An 18,278-nucleotide genomic window follows, 5' to 3' on the forward strand; every position below is an offset into this window, starting at 1 on the left:
TGCTTTAATTTAGTTTTCTATATTTCTATCAAATCATCAATTTTAAACATTAACCAAGACACTCAGCTTCACTAATAATAACGTTTAACATGATTTATTATTAAATCCTAAAGAAAATAACTTACCTTTGCCGGCTTGAATTTTTAAACAAATAAGTTAAGATGTCACAAAATAACGTATTAAAAGGAGTGTTTCTAGTTGCTTTAGGAGCTACAACTTACGGAATGTTAGCCACTTTTGTAAAAATGGCTTACGCTGAAGGATATACCACTGCAGAAGTAACGACATCTCAATTTGTTCTGGGAATAATTGGAATTTTACTGATTAATACTTTCCAAAAGATAAAACATAAAGAAAATGTTGTAAAAGCTACATCAAAAAACATATTCAATTTAATGCTTGCCGGAACTTCATTAGGAATGACCAGCTTATTTTATTATTTGGCTGTAAAATTTATTCCTGTATCTATTGGAATCGTTTTATTAATGCAAACCGTTTGGATGGGTGTTCTTCTTGAAATGATTTTGGAGAAAAAACTGCCTTCTAAACAAAAAGTAATTGCTGTATTTATCGTTCTTTTAGGGACAGTCCTGGCAACTAATATTATTAATAACGACATAAAATTAGACTGGCGAGGAATTGCTTGGGGCATAATGGCTGCAGCGTCTTTTACAACTACTATGTTTACTGCAAATCGTGTCGCTACCGAAATTTCATCTGCTCAACGCAGTTTATATATGCTTTTAGGCGGTGCTATAATCGTGTTTTCATTTGCATTTGCTACTCAGGTTACACCTTTTAATCTGGAAATTTTCATGAAATGGGGAATCGTTTTATCTCTATTTGGAACCATAATTCCGCCAATGCTTATGAACGCTGGTTTTCCTTTAACGGGAATTGGTTTAGGAAGTATTGTTTCTGCACTTGAACTTCCTGTTTCAGTTATGATGGCATATATTCTTTTAAATGAAAAAATTATCTTTTTACAATGGGTTGGAATTGTATTAATTATTCTTGCTATAATTATTATGAATGTAAACTTTAAGACTAAAAAGTAACTCATTTTCGAAGACCATTAAAAAAAACAATGTGAAAAGCAATAATTGTTAATTTTTTTATAATTTCGTGATAAACAATAAGATATCATGAATTTACCTTGGCATTTGTATTTAATGGCTTTTCTTTACATAATTGCCGGAATTAATCATTTTAGAAACCCTGGAATGTATATAAGAATCATTCCTCCAGCATTCAAAAACCCCAAATTAATTAATACCTTAAGTGGAGCTGCTGAAATAATACTAGGCATACTCCTAACAATTCCTTTTACCTCAATATTCGCCGCGTGGGGCTTAATAGCATTGCTAATTGCCATTTTTCCTGCCAATTTGTTCATGTATCAAAATAAAAAAGCAAGTTTCGGCTTGCCTAAATGGATTTTATTTGTACGTTTGCCCTTACAAATTTTGTTGATTTTTTGGGCTTACCAATATACATTCAACTTTAACCATTAAATTATTTTATTATGAAAAAATTATTTGCAGAATTTTTCGGTACCTACTGGCTGGTATTCGGAGGTTGTGGAAGCGCAATTTTTGCAGCTGGATTTCCTGAATTAGGTATTGGTTTTGCTGGTGTTGCTCTAGCATTTGGTTTAACTGTATTAACGATGGCTTATGCTGTTGGACATATTTCTGGCGGACATTTTAATCCAGCAGTTTCATTTGGATTATGGGCTGGCGGTAGATTTCCAGCAAAGGCCCTTATACCTTACATTATTGCACAATGTATTGGTGCAATCGCTGCAGCAGGAACTTTATACACTATTGCCTCAGGAAAAGCTGGTTTCGCAATAGACAATACTAAAGCGGGAGCTTTTGCTTCTAATGGTTTTGGCGCATTTTCTCCAGATGGTTACTCATTAGAATCAGCATTTATTGCTGAGTTTGTATTGACATTATTTTTCTTATTGATTATTTTAGGAGCTACTGATAAATTTGCAAACGGAAGATTCGCTGGTATTGCAATTGGTTTGGCTTTAACTTTAATTCACTTAATCAGTATTCCAATTACAAATACTTCTGTAAATCCTGCTAGATCATTATCTCAGGCAATTTTTGTTGGTGGAGGTCCGCTTTCACAAGTTTGGCTGTTCTGGGCAGCACCAATTTTAGGAGCTATAGCCGCTGGATTTATATATAAGACGTTGCTTCAAAATCATGCAGAAGCATAACAAAAGCAAAAAAATAATTAAATAGTAAAATATGGGATTTTTATATTTCTTACTTATTGGAGCAATTTCTGGATGGCTAGCAGGGCAAATATGGAAAGGTGCTGGTTTTGGACTAATTGGTAATATCATTGTTGGTATTATTGGTGGAATTGCTGGTGGCTGGATTGCTGGAAAATTAGCCATCGGAGGTGGCGGACTTTTGTGGCAAATTCTAATTGCTGCTGGGGGTGCCTGGGTTTTATTATTTATAATTAGCCTAATCAAAAAAGCGTAAATATTTCACTAATACTATATTCTGAAAAGAGAAAATCTTATATTTATATTTGATTTTCTCTTTTTTTATTTCAATACCTAAATGTATAGCTGTTTTAAAAACTCAGAAAACATTATTATTACTTAAAAATTAATGTTTACTATGAATGAGATTATTAATTATTTCAGCACGATTCCCTCATCACATCGAAGTTTAATTTTGGTAGGAGGAATTACAATCTTTTGGATAATAGAAAATACCTTTCCCTTATTTCAGATGCAATATAGAAAATGGCATCACGCCGGAATCAATATTTTCTTTACCATTACCACTATAATCGTCAATTTTATTTTGGCTTTCATATTAATTAAGACGGCCAGCTGGACAACTGAGAATCATTTTGGAATACTGCAATGGCTTCCTAAAATTCCTATTTGGCTTTATACTATTATTGGCTTACTTTTATTAGACTTAATAGGAGCTTACCTTGCCCATTTTGTACAGCACAAAGTGAAATTTTTATGGCGATTTCATCTTATTCATCATACAGATACTTGGATTGATACCACAAGTGCCAACAGACATCATCCTGGAGAAAGTATTATTCGTTTTATTTTTACCACAGCAGGAGTTTTAATCGTTGGAACTCCAATGTGGATGGTCTTTCTTTATCAATCTTTATCTGTAATTGCTTCACAATTTAATCATGCTAATATTTCGATGCCACATAAACTTGATGTAATACTGACTTTATTTATAGTTTCTCCTAATATGCATAAGGTACATCATCATTATGTACTGCCTTATACAGATAGTAATTATGGGAACATTTTTTCATTTTGGGACCGCCTTTTTGGCACTTTTACAACCTTGCCAAAAGAAGAAATAATTTATGGCGTAGATACACATATGACGCCCGAAGAAAACAATAAATTGAAAAATTTATTAAAAATTCCGTTTCAAAAATCAAGATCTGCAAAAAACATTTAAAATCAGTAAAAAAAACATACTTGATCGAACCAACTAATTATTTTTTTTATTAATATTGATATATAAAATGAAAATCAATCTATAAATCATTAACCCTCTATTTTGAATTAATTTTCACGAGATGAAAAAGAGTAACCGCAAAGAATTGAATTGGGAACAAACTGAAAAACTTGTTTCTCTAGCTTTAGAAGAAAGAAATCCATTTGAAATTATAAAAAAAGAATTTGGATTGGCAGAAAAGGAAGTTCTGGAAATCATGAAGAAGAAAATGCCTCTAGAAAAATTTGAGATGTGGAAAAAAAAGGCCATTGCAAATAAACCAAAGCCAAAACCAGTTAAAATAGATGATTTTGATGAAGATTTGGACGGAAAATATTATATAAAAAACAAACTAGACTAAAACAAAGCTCCTGATTTTCAGGAGTTTTTTTTTATATTTATACATAGACTGTAACATTTTGATAATATGTCAGTCAAATACACATAACTAAACGCGAACAAATGAAAAAAATAATTTACACTTTAGCTCTGGCAGTCTCGCTTTGGAGCTGTAAAACGGGTAGTACATCAGGTGGAGCAAAGAGCAATACCGTAGATGTAAACATTAATCTTGTCGATGTAAAAGATGACAAAGTTTTGGTAACCGTTACGCCTCCAGCGATTAAAACAGACGAAATTATCTACAGTATACCGAAAACAGTTCCTGGAACTTACTCTACAGACAATTATGGTAAATATTCAGATGGTTTTAAAGCTTTTGATGCTAAAGGAAATGAATTAACCGTAAAAAGAATTGACGATAATTCATGGTCTATTTCAAATGCAAAAACATTAAAAAAGATTACCTATTTAGTTGGTGATACTTTTGATACTGAAAAAGGCGGCGGTTTTGGCGGCGGCGATGTATTTTCGCCTGCAGGAACTAATATCAATGCGGGAGTTAACTTCATGGTAAATACGCATGGTTTTGTTGGATATTTTCAAGATAAGTTAGAGGTTCCTTATAAAGTTACTATTACACATCCTGACACACTTTGGGGTGCAACTTCAATGACTGATGAAGATGCGAGCAAAACAAGTGATGTTTTTACTACATCTCGATATGCTGTTTTGGTTGAAAACCCAATTATGTACTCTAAGCCAGATTATACTACTTTCAACGTAAATGGAATGGATATTTTGATTGCTGTATATTCTCCAACAGGAAAATTTACTGCGGAAAGTATTACGCCAGAAATGAAAACGATGATGACGGCTCAGAAAAACTTTTTAGGAAAAGTAAATTCTAATAAAAAATATACGGTTCTATTGTACTTATCAAGCATGGCAAAAGATGATGCTCACGGTTTTGGAGCATTAGAGCACCCAACAGCTACAACAGTTGTTTTGCCTGAATCTATGCCGAAAGAAAAATTGGTAGAATCAATGAAAGATGTTGTTTCTCATGAGTTCTTTCATATTGTAACACCATTGACAATTCACGCAAAAGAAATTCAGTATTTTGATTATAATGCACCAAAAATGTCAGAGCATTTATGGATGTACGAAGGTGTAACCGAATATTTTGCTAATCTTTTTCAAATTAATCAAGGTTTAATTGATGAAGCTGCATTTTACACTCGTATTGCTGATAAAATTGAGCAGTCAAAAAGTTTAGATGATACAATGTCATTTACAAAAATGAGTGCAAATGTTTTAGAGCAGCCTTATAAAGACCAATACTTGAATGTGTATCAAAAAGGAGCGCTAATCGGAATGTGTATTGATATTATTATCAGAGAAAAAAGCAACGGAGAAAGAGGAATTCTTGATTTAATGCACAAATTATCTACTGAATATGGTGTTGAAAAACCATTTAACGATAATGAGCTTTTCGCTAAAATTACACAATTTACATATCCAGAAGTTGGAGAATTCTTAACTAAATATGTTGCTGGAACAACTCCAATTCCTTATGATTTTTATTTAGCTAAAGTGGGTGTTACAAAATCATCTGAGAAAAAAGCTGGTCCAATTTTCTTAAAAGGCCAAACCCCATATATTTCTATTGATAAACAAACAAAAGAAATCGTTGTTCGTTCTGATATTGAGCAAAATGATTTTTTCAAAGCATTAAATTTAAAAGGTGGAGATATTATTGTTTCTATAAACAACACACCTTATTCAGTTGCTAATATTTATGATTTAATTACGATAAGCGAAACTTGGAAAGACAATGATCCTATCACACTTAAAATTAAACGTGGCGGCGTGGAGCAAACTATAAAAGGAAATATAAAATTGCCATTCGAAGAAACAGAAACTTTTAAAGCTACAGATGCGTCAAAAGAAAAACTTAAAAATGCGTGGTTAAAAGGTTAATCTTTTAATTATTTATTATAAAAAAAACCGACAAGAGATTGTCGGTTTTTTTGTTTTTATTTAAGCGTTATTTGTCATTTCGAGGAACGAGAAATCGCACTTAGAAGCTCAACAAGGATTGGCTATTTACTTTACGTAATTTCGAGTGCGATTTCTCGTTCCTCGAAATGACAAACTTTTTTCTTAATACTAGATATTTTTATTTCTTAACTGGAAATTTCCAATCAAATTCGTCTTTATCATTGATGATTGCTCCTACTTCAAATTTTACCACTTCATCATATTCTGTTTGAAGGATGAACCAGTTATCTTCGTTGAAATAATTTTCAAACGTATCAAAAGTTTCCTGAGTGTATTTTGTGATTCCTTTTGTTGCCAAATCTTTCTTTACATCAGCAATTTTTCTTCCAATTAATTTGAATCCAAAAACTTCCAAATCAGGACTTGACGCCACTAAATAACCTAATTTCAAGTCTTCTTCTTGATAAAATGTCAATCTGATTTTGTGAGCGTTGTAAACAAAAATCACATTATCATCTTCGTCTTTATAATTTTTATCAGGTTTTCCTAAAGCAGCCGTTACATCGTTTTGCTTCATTCCGAAAAGCAATTTATCAATTCCTGATTTTAAATTTATTTTCATATTTAATGTCTTTATTTGAAATGCAAATTTCGTGAAGTTTTTTAATTATTTGCCACGAATTCACGAATTATACTAATAAATATTATTCTGAAACCTAACAGGTTTTTAAAATCTGTTAGGTTTGGTTTAATCTAATACTTTTTCTTATTCGGTTTACTGCTCATATAAAATGTAATTTTCCCTCCATTCATAACATCTGCATGCTTTAAGAAAGGCTTAGAAAGTTCTTTTCCATTCAACAACACTTTACTCACAAACACATTTTTCTCTGATTGATTTACGGTTTCTACTTCGAAAGTTTTGCCATTTTCTAAATTAAAAGTCGCCTTTTTAACCAGCGGACTTCCTAATGCATATTCATCAGATCCGGGTGCAACGGGATAAAACCCTAAACTGCTGAAAATGTACCACGCACTCATTTGTCCGAAATCGTCGTTTCCTCCTAAACCGTCAGCACCATTGCGATACATTTTTTTCAGAATCATCCTGATTTTATCTTGAGCTTTCCATGGAGAATTTGTCCAATTGTATAGATAAACGACATGATGAGAAGGTTCATTACCGTGAACATAATTTCCAATAATTCCCTCTCTTGTAATATCTTCTGTATTTTCAAAATATTTATCTGGCAAATGCATGCTGAACAATGAATCTAAGCGAACATTAAATTTGTCATTTCCGCCCATCATTTTAATCATTTCTGCAGGATCTTGCGGAACATACAAACTGTAATTCCAAGAATTTCCTTCGATAAAACCCTGTCCGTGTGTATCTAGCGGATCAAACTCTTTTTTGAAAGTTCCGTCATTTAATTTTGGACGCATAAAACCTGTTTTTGCATCGTAGACATTTTTGTAGTTTTTAGATCTTTCGATAAATTCATTATAAATATCGGTATTGCCTAATTTCTTTGCTGCTTGAGCGATTGCCCAGTCGTCATAAGCATATTCTAATGTTTTAGAAACCGAAGAACCATTTTTATCTTCGGGAACATAACCCATTTTCATATAATACTCCAAGCCGTCATAATAGGGAACTTTTGCAGTATTAACACAGGCTTGCAGTGCTTTTTCAGGATCGAAGTTTGTATTTCCTTTTACAATTGCATCGGCCACTACAGAAACTGCGTGATACCCGATCATACACCAGTTTTCATTAGCATAATGTGACCATATTGGCAGCATTTTATGTACACTTTGGTCTGAATGTGCCAGCATAGAACTCACCATATCAGCATTTCGGGTTGGCTGTACAATATTGAAAAACGGATGCAAGGCTCTGTAAGTATCCCATAATGAATAACTTGTATAATTTTTAAAGTTTTCTGCCTTATGAACGTTCATGTCTAAACCTTTGTAATTTCCATCAAGGTCCATATATTCTGTAGGGCCTAAAAAAGCATGATACATTGCAGTATAAAAGTTTACAAAATCTTCTTTTTGAATCGTTTCAATCTGAATTTTATTCAGCTCGTTATTCCACACTTCTTGACTTTGTTTTTTTACTTTTTCAAAATCCCAGCCCGGAACTTCTTTCTTCATATTTTCAAGAGCACCTGCAGAACTTACTGGAGACAAAGCCATTTTAATTTTGATTTTCTCTCCTTCTTCAGTATTAAAATCAAAAAACAATTTTAAGTTTTGACCAGCCATTTCAGGGAAATTCTTAGTTTGATCAAATCTTCCCCAAAAACCTCTGTACACACTTTTTTCCTGCGCAGCCTGTCCGTAGCTTTTTATTGGTTTGCTAAAAGACATGGCAAAATAAACTGTTCTCGTTCTTGCCCATCCGTTTGTTTGGCGGTATCCTGTAATTACCGTATCGTTTTCAACACGAACAAATGTCCAGACATTTTTTTTATCGTAATTGTAAATTCCAGAAGTCAGATCTAAAATAATATGTGCTTCATCTGATTTTGGAAAAGTATACTGATGCATTCCAACGCGTGTTGTTGCCGTTAGCTCTGCCTTAATATGATGATCTTCTAAAAGTACGCTGTAATAAGCCGGTTCAGCTTTTTCTGTCGCATGTAAAAACGCAGATCGATAACCCGAAAGTGGTTTGGATGCTACTCCAGGATTTAATTGCAGTTTTCCGGTTGTTGGCATAATTAAAAAATCGCCTAAATCAGAGTGACCTGTTCCGCTGAAATGTGTATGACTGAAACCTACAATCGTTTTATCTTCATACTGATATCCTGCACAATATTTATAGACTTCTCCGTTGTATTTACCATTGAGACCGTAGGCAATTGTGTCCGTTTCAGGACTCAACTGCACACTGCCAAATGGCACTGTTGCACCCGGATACGTATGCCCCATTTTTGCCGTACCAATCATTGGATCAACGTATTGAATCAAATTTCGTTTTTCAGTTGTTTTTTTCTGTGCTGAAGTTGTATTGCTATAACCAAACATTAAAAAGGAGAGCCCAAAAAGAAAACTTTTGCTTTGTATAGTATTCATGTGGTAATTTTTCTTAATCAATATTTTATCTAATATCATTATCAGATACTTACTAAAACGATTTTTCTGTAATTTTAGGTTAGAAAAATACAACAAAATATGCTTTTTAAAAAATATAAATTTCTAACAACTAAAAAGGTTTTAAATATCTTTGATTTTCTAATAATGTTAGTGCGCTCATGAAAAATTATATTTTATTTTTATTTCTTGCTTCTTCTGCAATTGGTTTTTCGCAGAAAATCGAAAGTTATCGACTGACAAAAGAGGAAATTGTTGAAAGAGAGTTAAATGGAGTTTCCGATTTTCCTATTTATAAAGCATTTGAATATCAGGATAAGGGCGGTGTATATGAATTGCTGTTCTGCGAAAATCAAAAAAATATTTCTAAGAAAGATACTTTGAACACTAAAATTCAGGCCATTTGTACAATGAATGATCATGGCGGTTTTCTAGAAAAATGGAGAATTAGTGATTTATTAGAAATTACTGAACCTAAAGAAACCAATATTTGGTTTTGGACAAAATACTGCAGCACAAAAGATCTTGACGGCGACGGATATATTGACCCCATAATAGTTTATGGAACAAAAAATGAAAATGATGAAATTAGACGTGTAAAAATAATTACAGTTTATAAAAATCAAAAATATGTTATTCGTGCAGTTGAATGTACTTTAGATGATTGCAGAAATTTTAAAAAAGATAAAAACTGGGATTCGTTACCACAAAAGATAAAAACATATGTAGATCAATTAGTGGTAAAACTACGAAAAGAGCAAGATTTATTATTGAAAAATGGATAATTGTAAAATGTGAATTGTGAATTGTGAAATGTGAAATTTGATTCTTAAACTGGATTAAAATCCACTTCTACAATATGGATCGAGCCAATGGTTCTTTTTTTTAGAGTTTACGCTTTAGGTTCTCTTTTACTTCATCAAACCATTCATCTTTAAGAATACTTAACACAATAGAATCACGACGCACTTCTCTATTGGACGTTGGCATATGGCTTCTTAAAACTCCTTCGACTTTACAGCCAATGCTTTTCATCGCTGCAATACTTCGCTCGTTGTTATTATCTGCACGAAATTCTACACGTTCCATTCCAAGTGTTTCGAAGGCAAATTGAAGCAATAAAAATTTACAGTGTTTATTGAGACCTGTCCCTCTAAAGGCCGATCCGTACCAAGTAAAACCCAATTGTACAGTTTTATATTCGAGCTGAATATCATAAAAACGAGTCGAACCAGCATATTTTTGAGCTTTTTTATCAAAAACTATAAATGGAAATTCTCTCTTTTCTTCTCTTGCTTTTATTGCTGCTTTGATATAGTTGATTAAATTCTCTTTTCCGTCTGCACCAACTAAAGAATATTTCCAAGTTTCAGGTTCGTTGATCGAGATTTCTATTAAGTTATCTACATCTGATTCTTGCAAAGGGCGCAATAAAACCAAATTGTCTTCGAGAATAATATTGTCTGAGAAATTAAAATTTGTTGTCATAATGGCTTTTTGTTTTAGTTTCTCTGTAAAATCTTTGTTTAACATTTATGTACTCTTACTTCACAGAGATTCGCTAAGATCAACAAAATAGAGTAAATTACTCACTCATTTCATCGTAACGCTCAGGAACTTGAGGGTCGTACAATGGGCATTTGAATTCTTGCATAACCTCAACTAATTTATTCATGGTTTTTCCTTCGGTTCCGTAGCAGTCTATTTTAATGCTTTGCGGAGTTGTGATAACCTGAAATGCGCCTTTTCCAGAATTGTTTTTCCAGCTGTTTTCATCCACTCTTTCCCATTGCGAAAAAACAGAATTGATACGATTGATAATTACCTCAACAGGAAGTGTCTCAAGACCTTCAACATCTTCTCTTTCTACAAGGGCTTCGTAAACTTCGTGATGGTTTAAGTAAACCTCTTCTAAATATCTCCAAAAAAGTAATTCGTACATAGCCTGGTGTTTTTTAGCCCCGATAGTAGTGAAAATCCTTTTATTTTTTTCTTTAAAAAATAAAAGATTGTAACGGATAGCGGGATTAGCTCCTTAAAAAAAGCTAATTATTAATAAAAAAGGTTCTGTTTAAACTCCAGTAAAAAACCTTTGTAACTCAGTCCCGAAACTTGGGGATTGAACCTTTGTATCTCAAAAAATTAATATTCGAATGTTCCGTATTCGCTCGTGATAGTAAGTTTTTTAGCATCTGCCGCCTCTACTCTACCTACGATTTGTGCATCGACATTGAATGATTTTGAAATTTCAATAATATCTTGTGCAATGCTTTCAGGAACGTAAATTTCCATACGGTGTCCGCAGTTGAAAACCTGGTACATTTCTTTCCAGTCTGTTTTTGATTGCTCCTGAATTAACTTGAACAATGGCGGCACCGGAAATAAATTGTCTTTTATAATGTGTAAATTCTGAACGAAATGTAAAATTTTAGTCTGTGCTCCTCCACTGCAGTGCACCATTCCGTGAATATCGTTTGGCGTATATTTGTCTAAGATTTTCTTGATGATTGGCGCGTAAGTTCTGGTTGGAGAAAGTACTAATTGACCAGCATTTATTGGGCTGTTCTCAACTTCATCTGTTAAATTTACCTGACCTGAATAAATCAATTCTTCAGGAACAAGAGCATCGTAGCTTTCTGGATATTTTTTAGCCAAATATTTTCCGAAAACGTCATGACGAGCAGATGTTAAGCCGTTGCTGCCCATTCCGCCATTATAGCCTTTTTCGTAAGTTGCCTGACCAAAAGAAGCCAAACCAACAATTACATCGCCAGCTTTAATATTAGCATTATCTACAACGTCGCTTCTTTTCATGCGAGCAGTAACGGTCGAATCAACAATAATTGTACGAACTACATCACCGACATCTGCAGTTTCTCCACCTGTTGAATGAATGGTTACGCCAAAAGATTTTAATTCGTTAATTAATTCTTCGGTTCCATTAATAATTGCTGAGATTACTTCAGCAGGAATTAAGTTTTTATTTCTTCCAATTGTAGACGAAAGCAAAATATTATCGGTTGCTCCAACACATAATAAATCATCAATATTCATGATTAAAGCATCTTGAGCAATTCCTTTCCAAACAGAAATATCTCCAGTTTCTTTCCAATACATATACGCCAAAGACGATTTTGTACCTGCACCATCAGCATGCATAATTAGGCAATGCTTGTCGTCCTGCGTTAAATAATCAGGAACAATTTTACAAAATGCCTGCGGAAATAAACCTTTATCAATATTTTTTATGGCGTTGTGTACGTCTTCTTTTGATGCCGAAACACCTCTTTGTGCGTACCTTTTGCTAGAATCTGAACTCATGAAACTTAGTTTGTGTTGATGTGGTGCAAAGATAATCCCTTTTTTTAATTCTCGGGCTATACTATTTAAAATTGAAGATTTGATTCATAAAAAAAACGGCAGGTATTAAGTACTGCCGTTTTTTTTGGTTTATTATTCTGAAATTTGGTTTATACACTTATTCCCAATCTGGCATTGCTGTTCCAGAAAACATAATCATTCTTGAGTTGGCAACTCCTAAAGTTGTTTTCACAATGTTTTTTATTGAGATTCCATCATTTGAGGTATTGGTAAAAATAAGATCTGATTCGTTTGGAGAATATCTGACATCGAAATCATTTGTGCCTAAGGTTTTCTCAGTTATGATTTGAGTAGAAGCTCCCGTCGCAAAATTGTATTCAAAAATTCTGGAATCCAGCTGACGATAATTAAAATTTTCAAAACCAGAAACATCTCTTGTATATACTAATTTTTGTCCTGTTACCGAAAAATTTAATCCACCTGCAGCTCCAGTTTGCCCTGAAAGAATTGTGGTTAGTATTACTCCTGAAATATTGATAACATATATTTCTACATTATAACCGTTCGAGTCATTTACTTTTAATGCTATTTTAGTTCCATCGGCGCTCCAATCGCATTCTGATATAAATTTGCCATTTGGTGTCTGGAATATTTTAGATAAACCACTCCCATCGCTGCTGATTTTATATAGCTTATCAAAATTTGGATAAATGAATTCACTTCCGGAAGCGTTCCAGGAATAACCTATATATTCTGAATTAAAACCAGCTATAGGTACTGTACTTGTAATTCTTTTAACTTCTGTTCCGTCGTAATTCATCGTATAAATATCATTTTGAGAGCCATTTGTACCTATAAAAGCAATTTTTTGGGCTTGATTATTTCTCCTCGGACGCCAATAATTTTTATCTAAACTGGTTAATTGATATTGTTTTCCTGCATCATCAGCAGTAAAAATCACATTATTATTGTTTACTGTTTTTACAAATAAGTATCTTGTATTTGGAAATGCAATTGTTGTAAAAGCATTGGCAACACTTAAAACAGGCGTATTTATACCATCTGCAACTTCTACTTGCCAGTAGTATTTTGTGCCATATAATAAGTCTGTCAGTGTTATTTTTTTTTCTTTTATTCCATCATAAACTTTGATATCACTATTAGTGCTATTTCTAAGGGTTACTTTAAAAGTGAGTACATCATTATCAGGATCTGTATCTGTCCACGTTAAATCTAATGAAACTGACTGGCCAGTACTATTATCAATCGGGCTAACTAATACTGGAACTGTTGGCGGTTTATTGTTAGCGGTTGCTTTATTGAGCTCAAAAACTATTTCTGAAGTATTGTTTGCAGTTATAGTAGCAGCTTCAAACTTGGCTATAAAACCATCTTTTTGAGCCTGAAAAGAATATTCTCCCACTTTTACATTCGAAACTGTAAATTTACCGTCGGCATCTGTAAATACAGTACTGCTGGTTGGACTGGAAAGTATCTTAACATTTTCCATTGGTTCAAAAGTAGCGGCATTGACTACTCTTCCGGTAACGGTACCAAATTCAGAATCTCCGATTTTTTCTTCGCTGCACGAAACCACAAACAATAAAAAAAGTACAGTCGGTATTTTGTATAAATACTTCATTATTAATTTATTTTTAATTTTAAACTTCGTCGTTGTGTTTTAAATTGATGGTTTTTCAATTACACTATTTTTTCTTTTTTGCAAAATAATAGGTAAGCCCTAATCCGAATTTGTAATAATAATCATCTCGGGATCCAGCTCTTATGTAATCAACATTATCACTGAAATTGATATTTTGTTCAGCAAATAATTTTATTCCGATTCGGTCTGATGCCATATATTCTAAACCCGCGCCGTACTGAAATTTAGCGTATGTGTTTTCAAATTTTCTATTCATTGCATAACCGCCACCGCCATAGAGATAAGGCGTAAATCGATCTTTAGGCAGTAAAATCCATTCGAGATTAAGGTCATAAGTGATATAGCCAACATCGAGTAAATTTTTATTGGCAAGATTAACAACATTTGTCGAAGCACTGACATTAAAACTAGGCGTGATAAAGAACTTTAATGCTCCGCGTCCGAAAGGTCTTAAAAGCGGGTCTTTGTAATCACCATCCATTAATGTTGTACCGCCAGAAATTTCTATAGCAAATTGGCTTCTTCTATTCTCCAAAACCCTTCCATAAAGTCCAGTGACATCAGCAGTTTTATTTTCTTCATCGTAAGCCTTAACTAAATTATCAACTTGCCATTTTGGTGCGTCTGCTTCCCAGATATTGTCTTTTATACCTTCTAAAACCAATGATTCAACAGCCTTTTCGATTGCTTCTGTAACAGCCATATGAACAGGTTCATTCGTTGTATAACCAGTTTCAACTTCTAATAATCTTTTGAAATTTACATATCGAAATAAACTCTCATCAATAGCTTGAGATAAAATAGTTTTAGAAATATAAACCGACTTCAAAATTTTTCCGTTTGAAGTTGAAATCATTCTCAGATAAATGGTCACACGATCCTGACGGTATTTTACAGATGCACCGGCACCAAAATATCGGGCGCCAAAACCGCCGGTAATAATATTAGAATCATATGAAACAATGCCGCCTTCTAACAAAACACCTGCATATAACAATGGGGTTAATTGCGGTTCATTCGGATCAGCATTTTTTACATATTCCTGACGAGTTGCCCGAATCAGATTTCGCTCCTGAAGCAAGTTGCCAATATTTTCACGTTCAATTGGTACAAACCATTTCGAATCTTCCAGCGCTTTTATCAATATAGAAGTTGCACCCTGAGTTACGGCTGTACTGAAACTGCTTCCATTTTCCTGTGGTTTATATTGCCCTGTTTGGTCTCTAAATTTATAGACACCCACCACAACTGGCTCTTTTGGTTTTGGCAAACCTTTTAATAATGAAGTTGCCGGAGTACCTTCTCCTAAAATCGCTTTTTCAACTCCGGTTGGCTGATTGTAATAGGCACCGCAACCCGAAAAAAGAAATCCGAATAAAATTAATAAGTAGTGATGTAATCTCATGTTATTGATTTGGGATAATTACTTGAGTCTGTTCGCCGGTATTGGTATCTAAAATATTGAGTGTTAGCCCGTCTGAAGATGGGTAAACATCGACTGAATAGCTCCCGAAAGTGTAAGAACCTTCTTTTATGCCATCAGTACCAAATTGCTGTTTGTAGAGTGTACTTGAAATCTGACTTAGTAATTGCGAATTTAAATTAGCTTTAAATCGTTCCAATTCAGTTTGTGTTTTTATTTCAGCCGTTTTATCCTTTTGCTTATTTTGAGCTTCGGCACTGCTCAAAAGCCATTGATAATTAAAAGTGTCTCCACCAAATGCCGGATTTACAGGTTTATAAACTAAAGCCTGAGCATTTATAAACGGAGAAACAAGCAGTATTACTGCAAGGGTGATTATAAATTTCATGTCGTTAATAATAAAATTAATACTGAGTGAAATATTTGCGCTGTTTTTCTTTCTCTTTCAAATAAGTGAAGGTGGCATTCACAGATTCTTCTGCAACTGCATCTAAAAATTCATCGTCTGGTCTGGCCAGAAACTCATAAATAACTTCATTGTCGATACTTATGGTTATAGCGGTGTTTCTTGCAAAACTATATTCTTCACCTATTGTAACTATTTTTTCAGCGTTGATTCCAATATCATTGTATTTGTAATAATATCTGTCGTAAAAATCTTTTCCCACTTTTGTTTTAGTATCGTCCGTAATAATTCCTCTTAACATAAATCCGTCAAGAGGCAATACAATTACATCTTTTTTTTTTCTTCACCCAAAACCACACGATCTTTTGCTATTATTTGTTTATTTTCATCATAAAACAATAATAAAACGATGACCTCATCATCTGCAGAGAGATTAATCTGAGAAGTAGATAATTTTTGTTTTTCGTTTGGCTGTAGGGTAAAAACACCAACCTGGTCATTATTAGACTGATTATTACTTTTATTATTATTTTTTATAACAGACATTTTGTAGGCAGCACCTCTGATGACATCAGTAAGATTCTCGGCAGTACCTGTAATTTTTATATTGCCTTCAATTTTTTCAATTTCCAGTCTGGCTTTTATTTTGTCTTGAGGAACCTGACCATAGCCAATGAACATAAAAAATAGAAATACGAAAATAATATGTCGATATAAAAAACGCATGTTTTAATTTATTTGTTAATAAGAATTATTGAAGCACCATTTCCTGTTTGTGTAATTTTCATGTTTTTTGAAAGTGAATTGGTCCCAATACTTTGAATGTTTTGATTGTCTCCTTTTTGTATCATTTCCATGTTTATATTGTAATTGGTGTACAATGTAAAATCTGAAATTTTATTATTATCTCCTTGCTGAACAATGTTTTGTGTAATGGATTTAGCATCTTTATCCAATAACAGTAAATTACGGTCGCCATTTTGATCAATAGCAACTTTTATTTCATTTGATTTTAAATTTGCTATAACTTTATTCAAATCCCCTATTTGCTGTATTAGAATCCCTGACTGAATTTTTGAATTCAAATCATTTTGTGCTTTTTTATCCATAGCAGAAACTACACTAAGTGCTTTTTCTTTCGAATTAAAAACAGATGAACTGTAGGGTTTAAAATCTGAATTATCATCTTTTTCCTGGGCATAAAACACAGAAGAAAAAAGTAAAAAGACTATACTATTTATAATGAAAGTTCTCATCTTGATGTATTTTAGATTAAAAAATGAGATAGTCACGTTCTATGACTATCTCATTTAAGATTTTTTCAAATTACATACCTGATTGAGTAACAGTAATTGTATTTAAATTTCCGTTTGAAAACGCAACACTGCTATGAGAAGCACCAGTTTGAGTTACAGTTGCAGTATTTTTATTTCCAATTTGTAAAGTACTTTCTTTTAATTTAGTACCATCTTGTGAAGTTGTAGCGCTATTTTCTTCACCATATTGATAGTGGTATGATTTGTTACCATCTGCTACAGCAGTCCCAGCAGGAGCTTTTTGTGTTTGCCAAGATTTATTTTTAACACCACCCTGAGTAGCATAAGCATAGTTGCCATCTCCATTTTGAGTTTGAGTTGCTTCATTAGTGTTATGAGGTGCAAATGGCACACTTACAGCATTAACTGCAGCTAATTGAGCCGCATTGAAAGGAGCGCCTGTTGGTTTTTCGTTTCCAGTAGTACCTTGGTCAATAATAGCTTCGTTGTTTTTTCCGGTTTGTACTTGAGTTGCTTTATCAAATCCGCCTAATGCTGTTACTGGAGGAGCAATTTGATCTTGCCAGATTGTTGCTTTATTTGAATCTCCTGTTTGTGTTTGATACGCTTTGTTATCATGATTACTTTGAGAAGCAAAAGCAGTATTACCATTTCCTTTTTGTTTTACGTCAGCCATGTTGTTTTTAGCGTTGTAAATTCCCGGTTGAACCCCTTGATAAACTTCAGATTTGTTAGTGTTGCCTAATTGGTCAATTTTAGCGTCATTTGTTCCTCCGTTTTGAGTTACAATACCAGTATCAGAGTTTCCTACCTGATTTACTGATGAAGTGTTTCCTTGTGCAATTGCTGCAGCCCCGACAAATAGCATCGCTGAGATGCTCAAAATTACTTTTTTCATAATAGATATATTTAATTGGTTATTAATACAACTTATTATGTAGGTCAGTGTGATTTGGGGTGAAAATCAGGCCATCAAAATCGTCATTTGAAAAGGAAAGCAGAACGCTTATTTTCTTTCTTCATGACCAAAATTAGAAAACTTATCGAAAAACAAATCAAGTAGAAATACCTATTTTTCAATAACTTAACCTCTTTTCGATGAACTGTAAAACTATCTCGATGAACTGCTAAAAGCGCTAAAAATATAAATAAGAAATTACTTACTTATTACAATTTCTTTACATTTACGGCTTCAGTTCTATTAAAATACCATTTATTTTGCAAA

At 33.3% G+C, this 18,278-nt stretch carries 20 protein-coding genes; 8 read left to right on the forward strand and 12 right to left on the reverse strand.

All coding sequences use genetic code 11. The features are described 5' to 3' along the window. Positions 1 to 161: 161 nt before the first annotated feature. The 7 genes from IR010_RS04725 (at position 162) to IR010_RS04755 (ending at position 5,837) form a co-directional block, all read left to right on the forward strand. On the forward strand, positions 162 to 1,058 hold the full coding sequence (locus tag IR010_RS04725; protein WP_194602011.1) for an EamA family transporter: 897 nt from the start codon (positions 162 to 164) through the stop codon (positions 1,056 to 1,058). 87 nt (positions 1,059 to 1,145) lie between these two features. Continuing rightward, complete coding sequence (locus IR010_RS04730; RefSeq protein ID WP_194602014.1) at positions 1,146 to 1,514, forward strand: DoxX family protein; 369 nt, start codon at positions 1,146 to 1,148, stop codon at positions 1,512 to 1,514. Between the two features lie 11 nt (positions 1,515 to 1,525). Continuing rightward, the gene (gene aqpZ / locus IR010_RS04735) at positions 1,526 to 2,233 is read left to right on the forward strand and encodes an aquaporin Z (RefSeq protein ID WP_029268958.1); all 708 of its coding nucleotides are present in this window, start codon (positions 1,526 to 1,528) and stop codon (positions 2,231 to 2,233) included. A 31-nt stretch (positions 2,234 to 2,264) separates the two neighbouring features. Then, on the forward strand, positions 2,265 to 2,507 hold the full coding sequence (locus IR010_RS04740) for a GlsB/YeaQ/YmgE family stress response membrane protein (protein ID WP_194602017.1): 243 nt from the start codon (positions 2,265 to 2,267) through the stop codon (positions 2,505 to 2,507). Positions 2,508 to 2,648: 141 nt separating this feature from the next. Beyond that, complete coding sequence (locus tag IR010_RS04745) at positions 2,649 to 3,476, forward strand: sterol desaturase family protein (protein ID WP_194602020.1); 828 nt, start codon at positions 2,649 to 2,651, stop codon at positions 3,474 to 3,476. A 121-nt stretch (positions 3,477 to 3,597) separates the two neighbouring features. Then, positions 3,598 to 3,876, forward strand: coding sequence for a DUF2805 domain-containing protein (locus tag IR010_RS04750; protein ID WP_026981974.1), 279 nt, complete (start codon positions 3,598 to 3,600; stop codon positions 3,874 to 3,876). 101 nt (positions 3,877 to 3,977) lie between these two features. Further along, positions 3,978 to 5,837 carry a peptidase M61 gene (locus IR010_RS04755; RefSeq protein ID WP_029268952.1) on the forward strand — a complete coding sequence of 620 codons (1,860 nt, stop codon included), beginning with the start codon at positions 3,978 to 3,980 and terminating at the stop codon, positions 5,835 to 5,837. Between the two features lie 199 nt (positions 5,838 to 6,036). Here the strand turns inward: IR010_RS04755 and IR010_RS04760 are convergent, their stop codons facing one another. Together IR010_RS04760 and IR010_RS04765 are read right to left on the reverse strand one after the other, a co-directional pair. Beyond that, positions 6,037 to 6,480 (reverse strand): hypothetical protein, encoded by a 444-nt coding sequence (locus IR010_RS04760; RefSeq protein WP_029268950.1) that lies wholly within the window; start codon positions 6,478 to 6,480, stop codon positions 6,037 to 6,039. Positions 6,481 to 6,611: 131 nt separating this feature from the next. Continuing rightward, positions 6,612 to 8,945, reverse strand: a complete 2,334-nt coding sequence (locus IR010_RS04765) for a GH92 family glycosyl hydrolase (protein ID WP_194602023.1) — start codon at positions 8,943 to 8,945, stop codon at positions 6,612 to 6,614. 179 nt (positions 8,946 to 9,124) lie between these two features. Between IR010_RS04765 and IR010_RS04770 the strand changes: the two genes are divergently transcribed. Further along, positions 9,125 to 9,748 (forward strand): M949_RS01915 family surface polysaccharide biosynthesis protein, encoded by a 624-nt coding sequence (locus IR010_RS04770; protein ID WP_029268946.1) that lies wholly within the window; start codon positions 9,125 to 9,127, stop codon positions 9,746 to 9,748. A 100-nt stretch (positions 9,749 to 9,848) separates the two neighbouring features. On the opposite strand, the gene IR010_RS04775 is transcribed toward IR010_RS04770, so the two are convergent. From IR010_RS04775 to IR010_RS04820, 10 genes are all read right to left on the reverse strand, one after another. Further along, a complete protein-coding gene (locus IR010_RS04775; RefSeq protein WP_029268945.1) occupies positions 9,849 to 10,451 on the reverse strand; it encodes a GNAT family N-acetyltransferase in 603 nt (200 codons plus the stop codon). Positions 10,452 to 10,548: 97 nt separating this feature from the next. Next, positions 10,549 to 10,905, reverse strand: a complete 357-nt coding sequence (locus IR010_RS04780; protein ID WP_029268943.1) for a hypothetical protein — start codon at positions 10,903 to 10,905, stop codon at positions 10,549 to 10,551. A 200-nt stretch (positions 10,906 to 11,105) separates the two neighbouring features. Next, positions 11,106 to 12,284: an AIR synthase related protein gene (locus IR010_RS04785; protein ID WP_029268940.1), complete on the reverse strand. Its 1,179-nt coding sequence runs from the start codon at positions 12,282 to 12,284 to the stop codon at positions 11,106 to 11,108. 157 nt (positions 12,285 to 12,441) lie between these two features. After that, on the reverse strand, positions 12,442 to 13,926 hold the full coding sequence (locus tag IR010_RS04790; RefSeq protein ID WP_194602025.1) for a carboxypeptidase regulatory-like domain-containing protein: 1,485 nt from the start codon (positions 13,924 to 13,926) through the stop codon (positions 12,442 to 12,444). A 64-nt stretch (positions 13,927 to 13,990) separates the two neighbouring features. Beyond that, positions 13,991 to 15,352: a CsgG/HfaB family protein gene (locus IR010_RS04795; RefSeq protein WP_194602028.1), complete on the reverse strand. Its 1,362-nt coding sequence runs from the start codon at positions 15,350 to 15,352 to the stop codon at positions 13,991 to 13,993. A gap of 1 nt (position 15,353) precedes the next feature. Then, complete coding sequence (locus IR010_RS04800) at positions 15,354 to 15,758, reverse strand: curli production assembly/transport component CsgF (protein ID WP_194602031.1); 405 nt, start codon at positions 15,756 to 15,758, stop codon at positions 15,354 to 15,356. A gap of 16 nt (positions 15,759 to 15,774) precedes the next feature. Continuing rightward, positions 15,775 to 16,077: a CsgE family curli-type amyloid fiber assembly protein gene (locus IR010_RS04805; protein WP_051662667.1), complete on the reverse strand. Its 303-nt coding sequence runs from the start codon at positions 16,075 to 16,077 to the stop codon at positions 15,775 to 15,777. 23 nt (positions 16,078 to 16,100) lie between these two features. Continuing rightward, positions 16,101 to 16,502, reverse strand: a complete 402-nt coding sequence (locus IR010_RS04810) for a hypothetical protein (protein WP_194567046.1) — start codon at positions 16,500 to 16,502, stop codon at positions 16,101 to 16,103. 8 nt (positions 16,503 to 16,510) lie between these two features. After that, positions 16,511 to 17,032, reverse strand: coding sequence for a hypothetical protein (locus IR010_RS04815; protein ID WP_194567048.1), 522 nt, complete (start codon positions 17,030 to 17,032; stop codon positions 16,511 to 16,513). 70 nt (positions 17,033 to 17,102) lie between these two features. Continuing rightward, positions 17,103 to 17,951: a hypothetical protein gene (locus tag IR010_RS04820; protein ID WP_029268924.1), complete on the reverse strand. Its 849-nt coding sequence runs from the start codon at positions 17,949 to 17,951 to the stop codon at positions 17,103 to 17,105. Between the last annotated feature and the right edge of the window lie 327 nt (positions 17,952 to 18,278).

This window comes from Flavobacterium sp. MR2016-29, from assembly GCF_015350695.1.
GTDB lineage: Bacteria > Bacteroidota > Bacteroidia > Flavobacteriales > Flavobacteriaceae > Flavobacterium.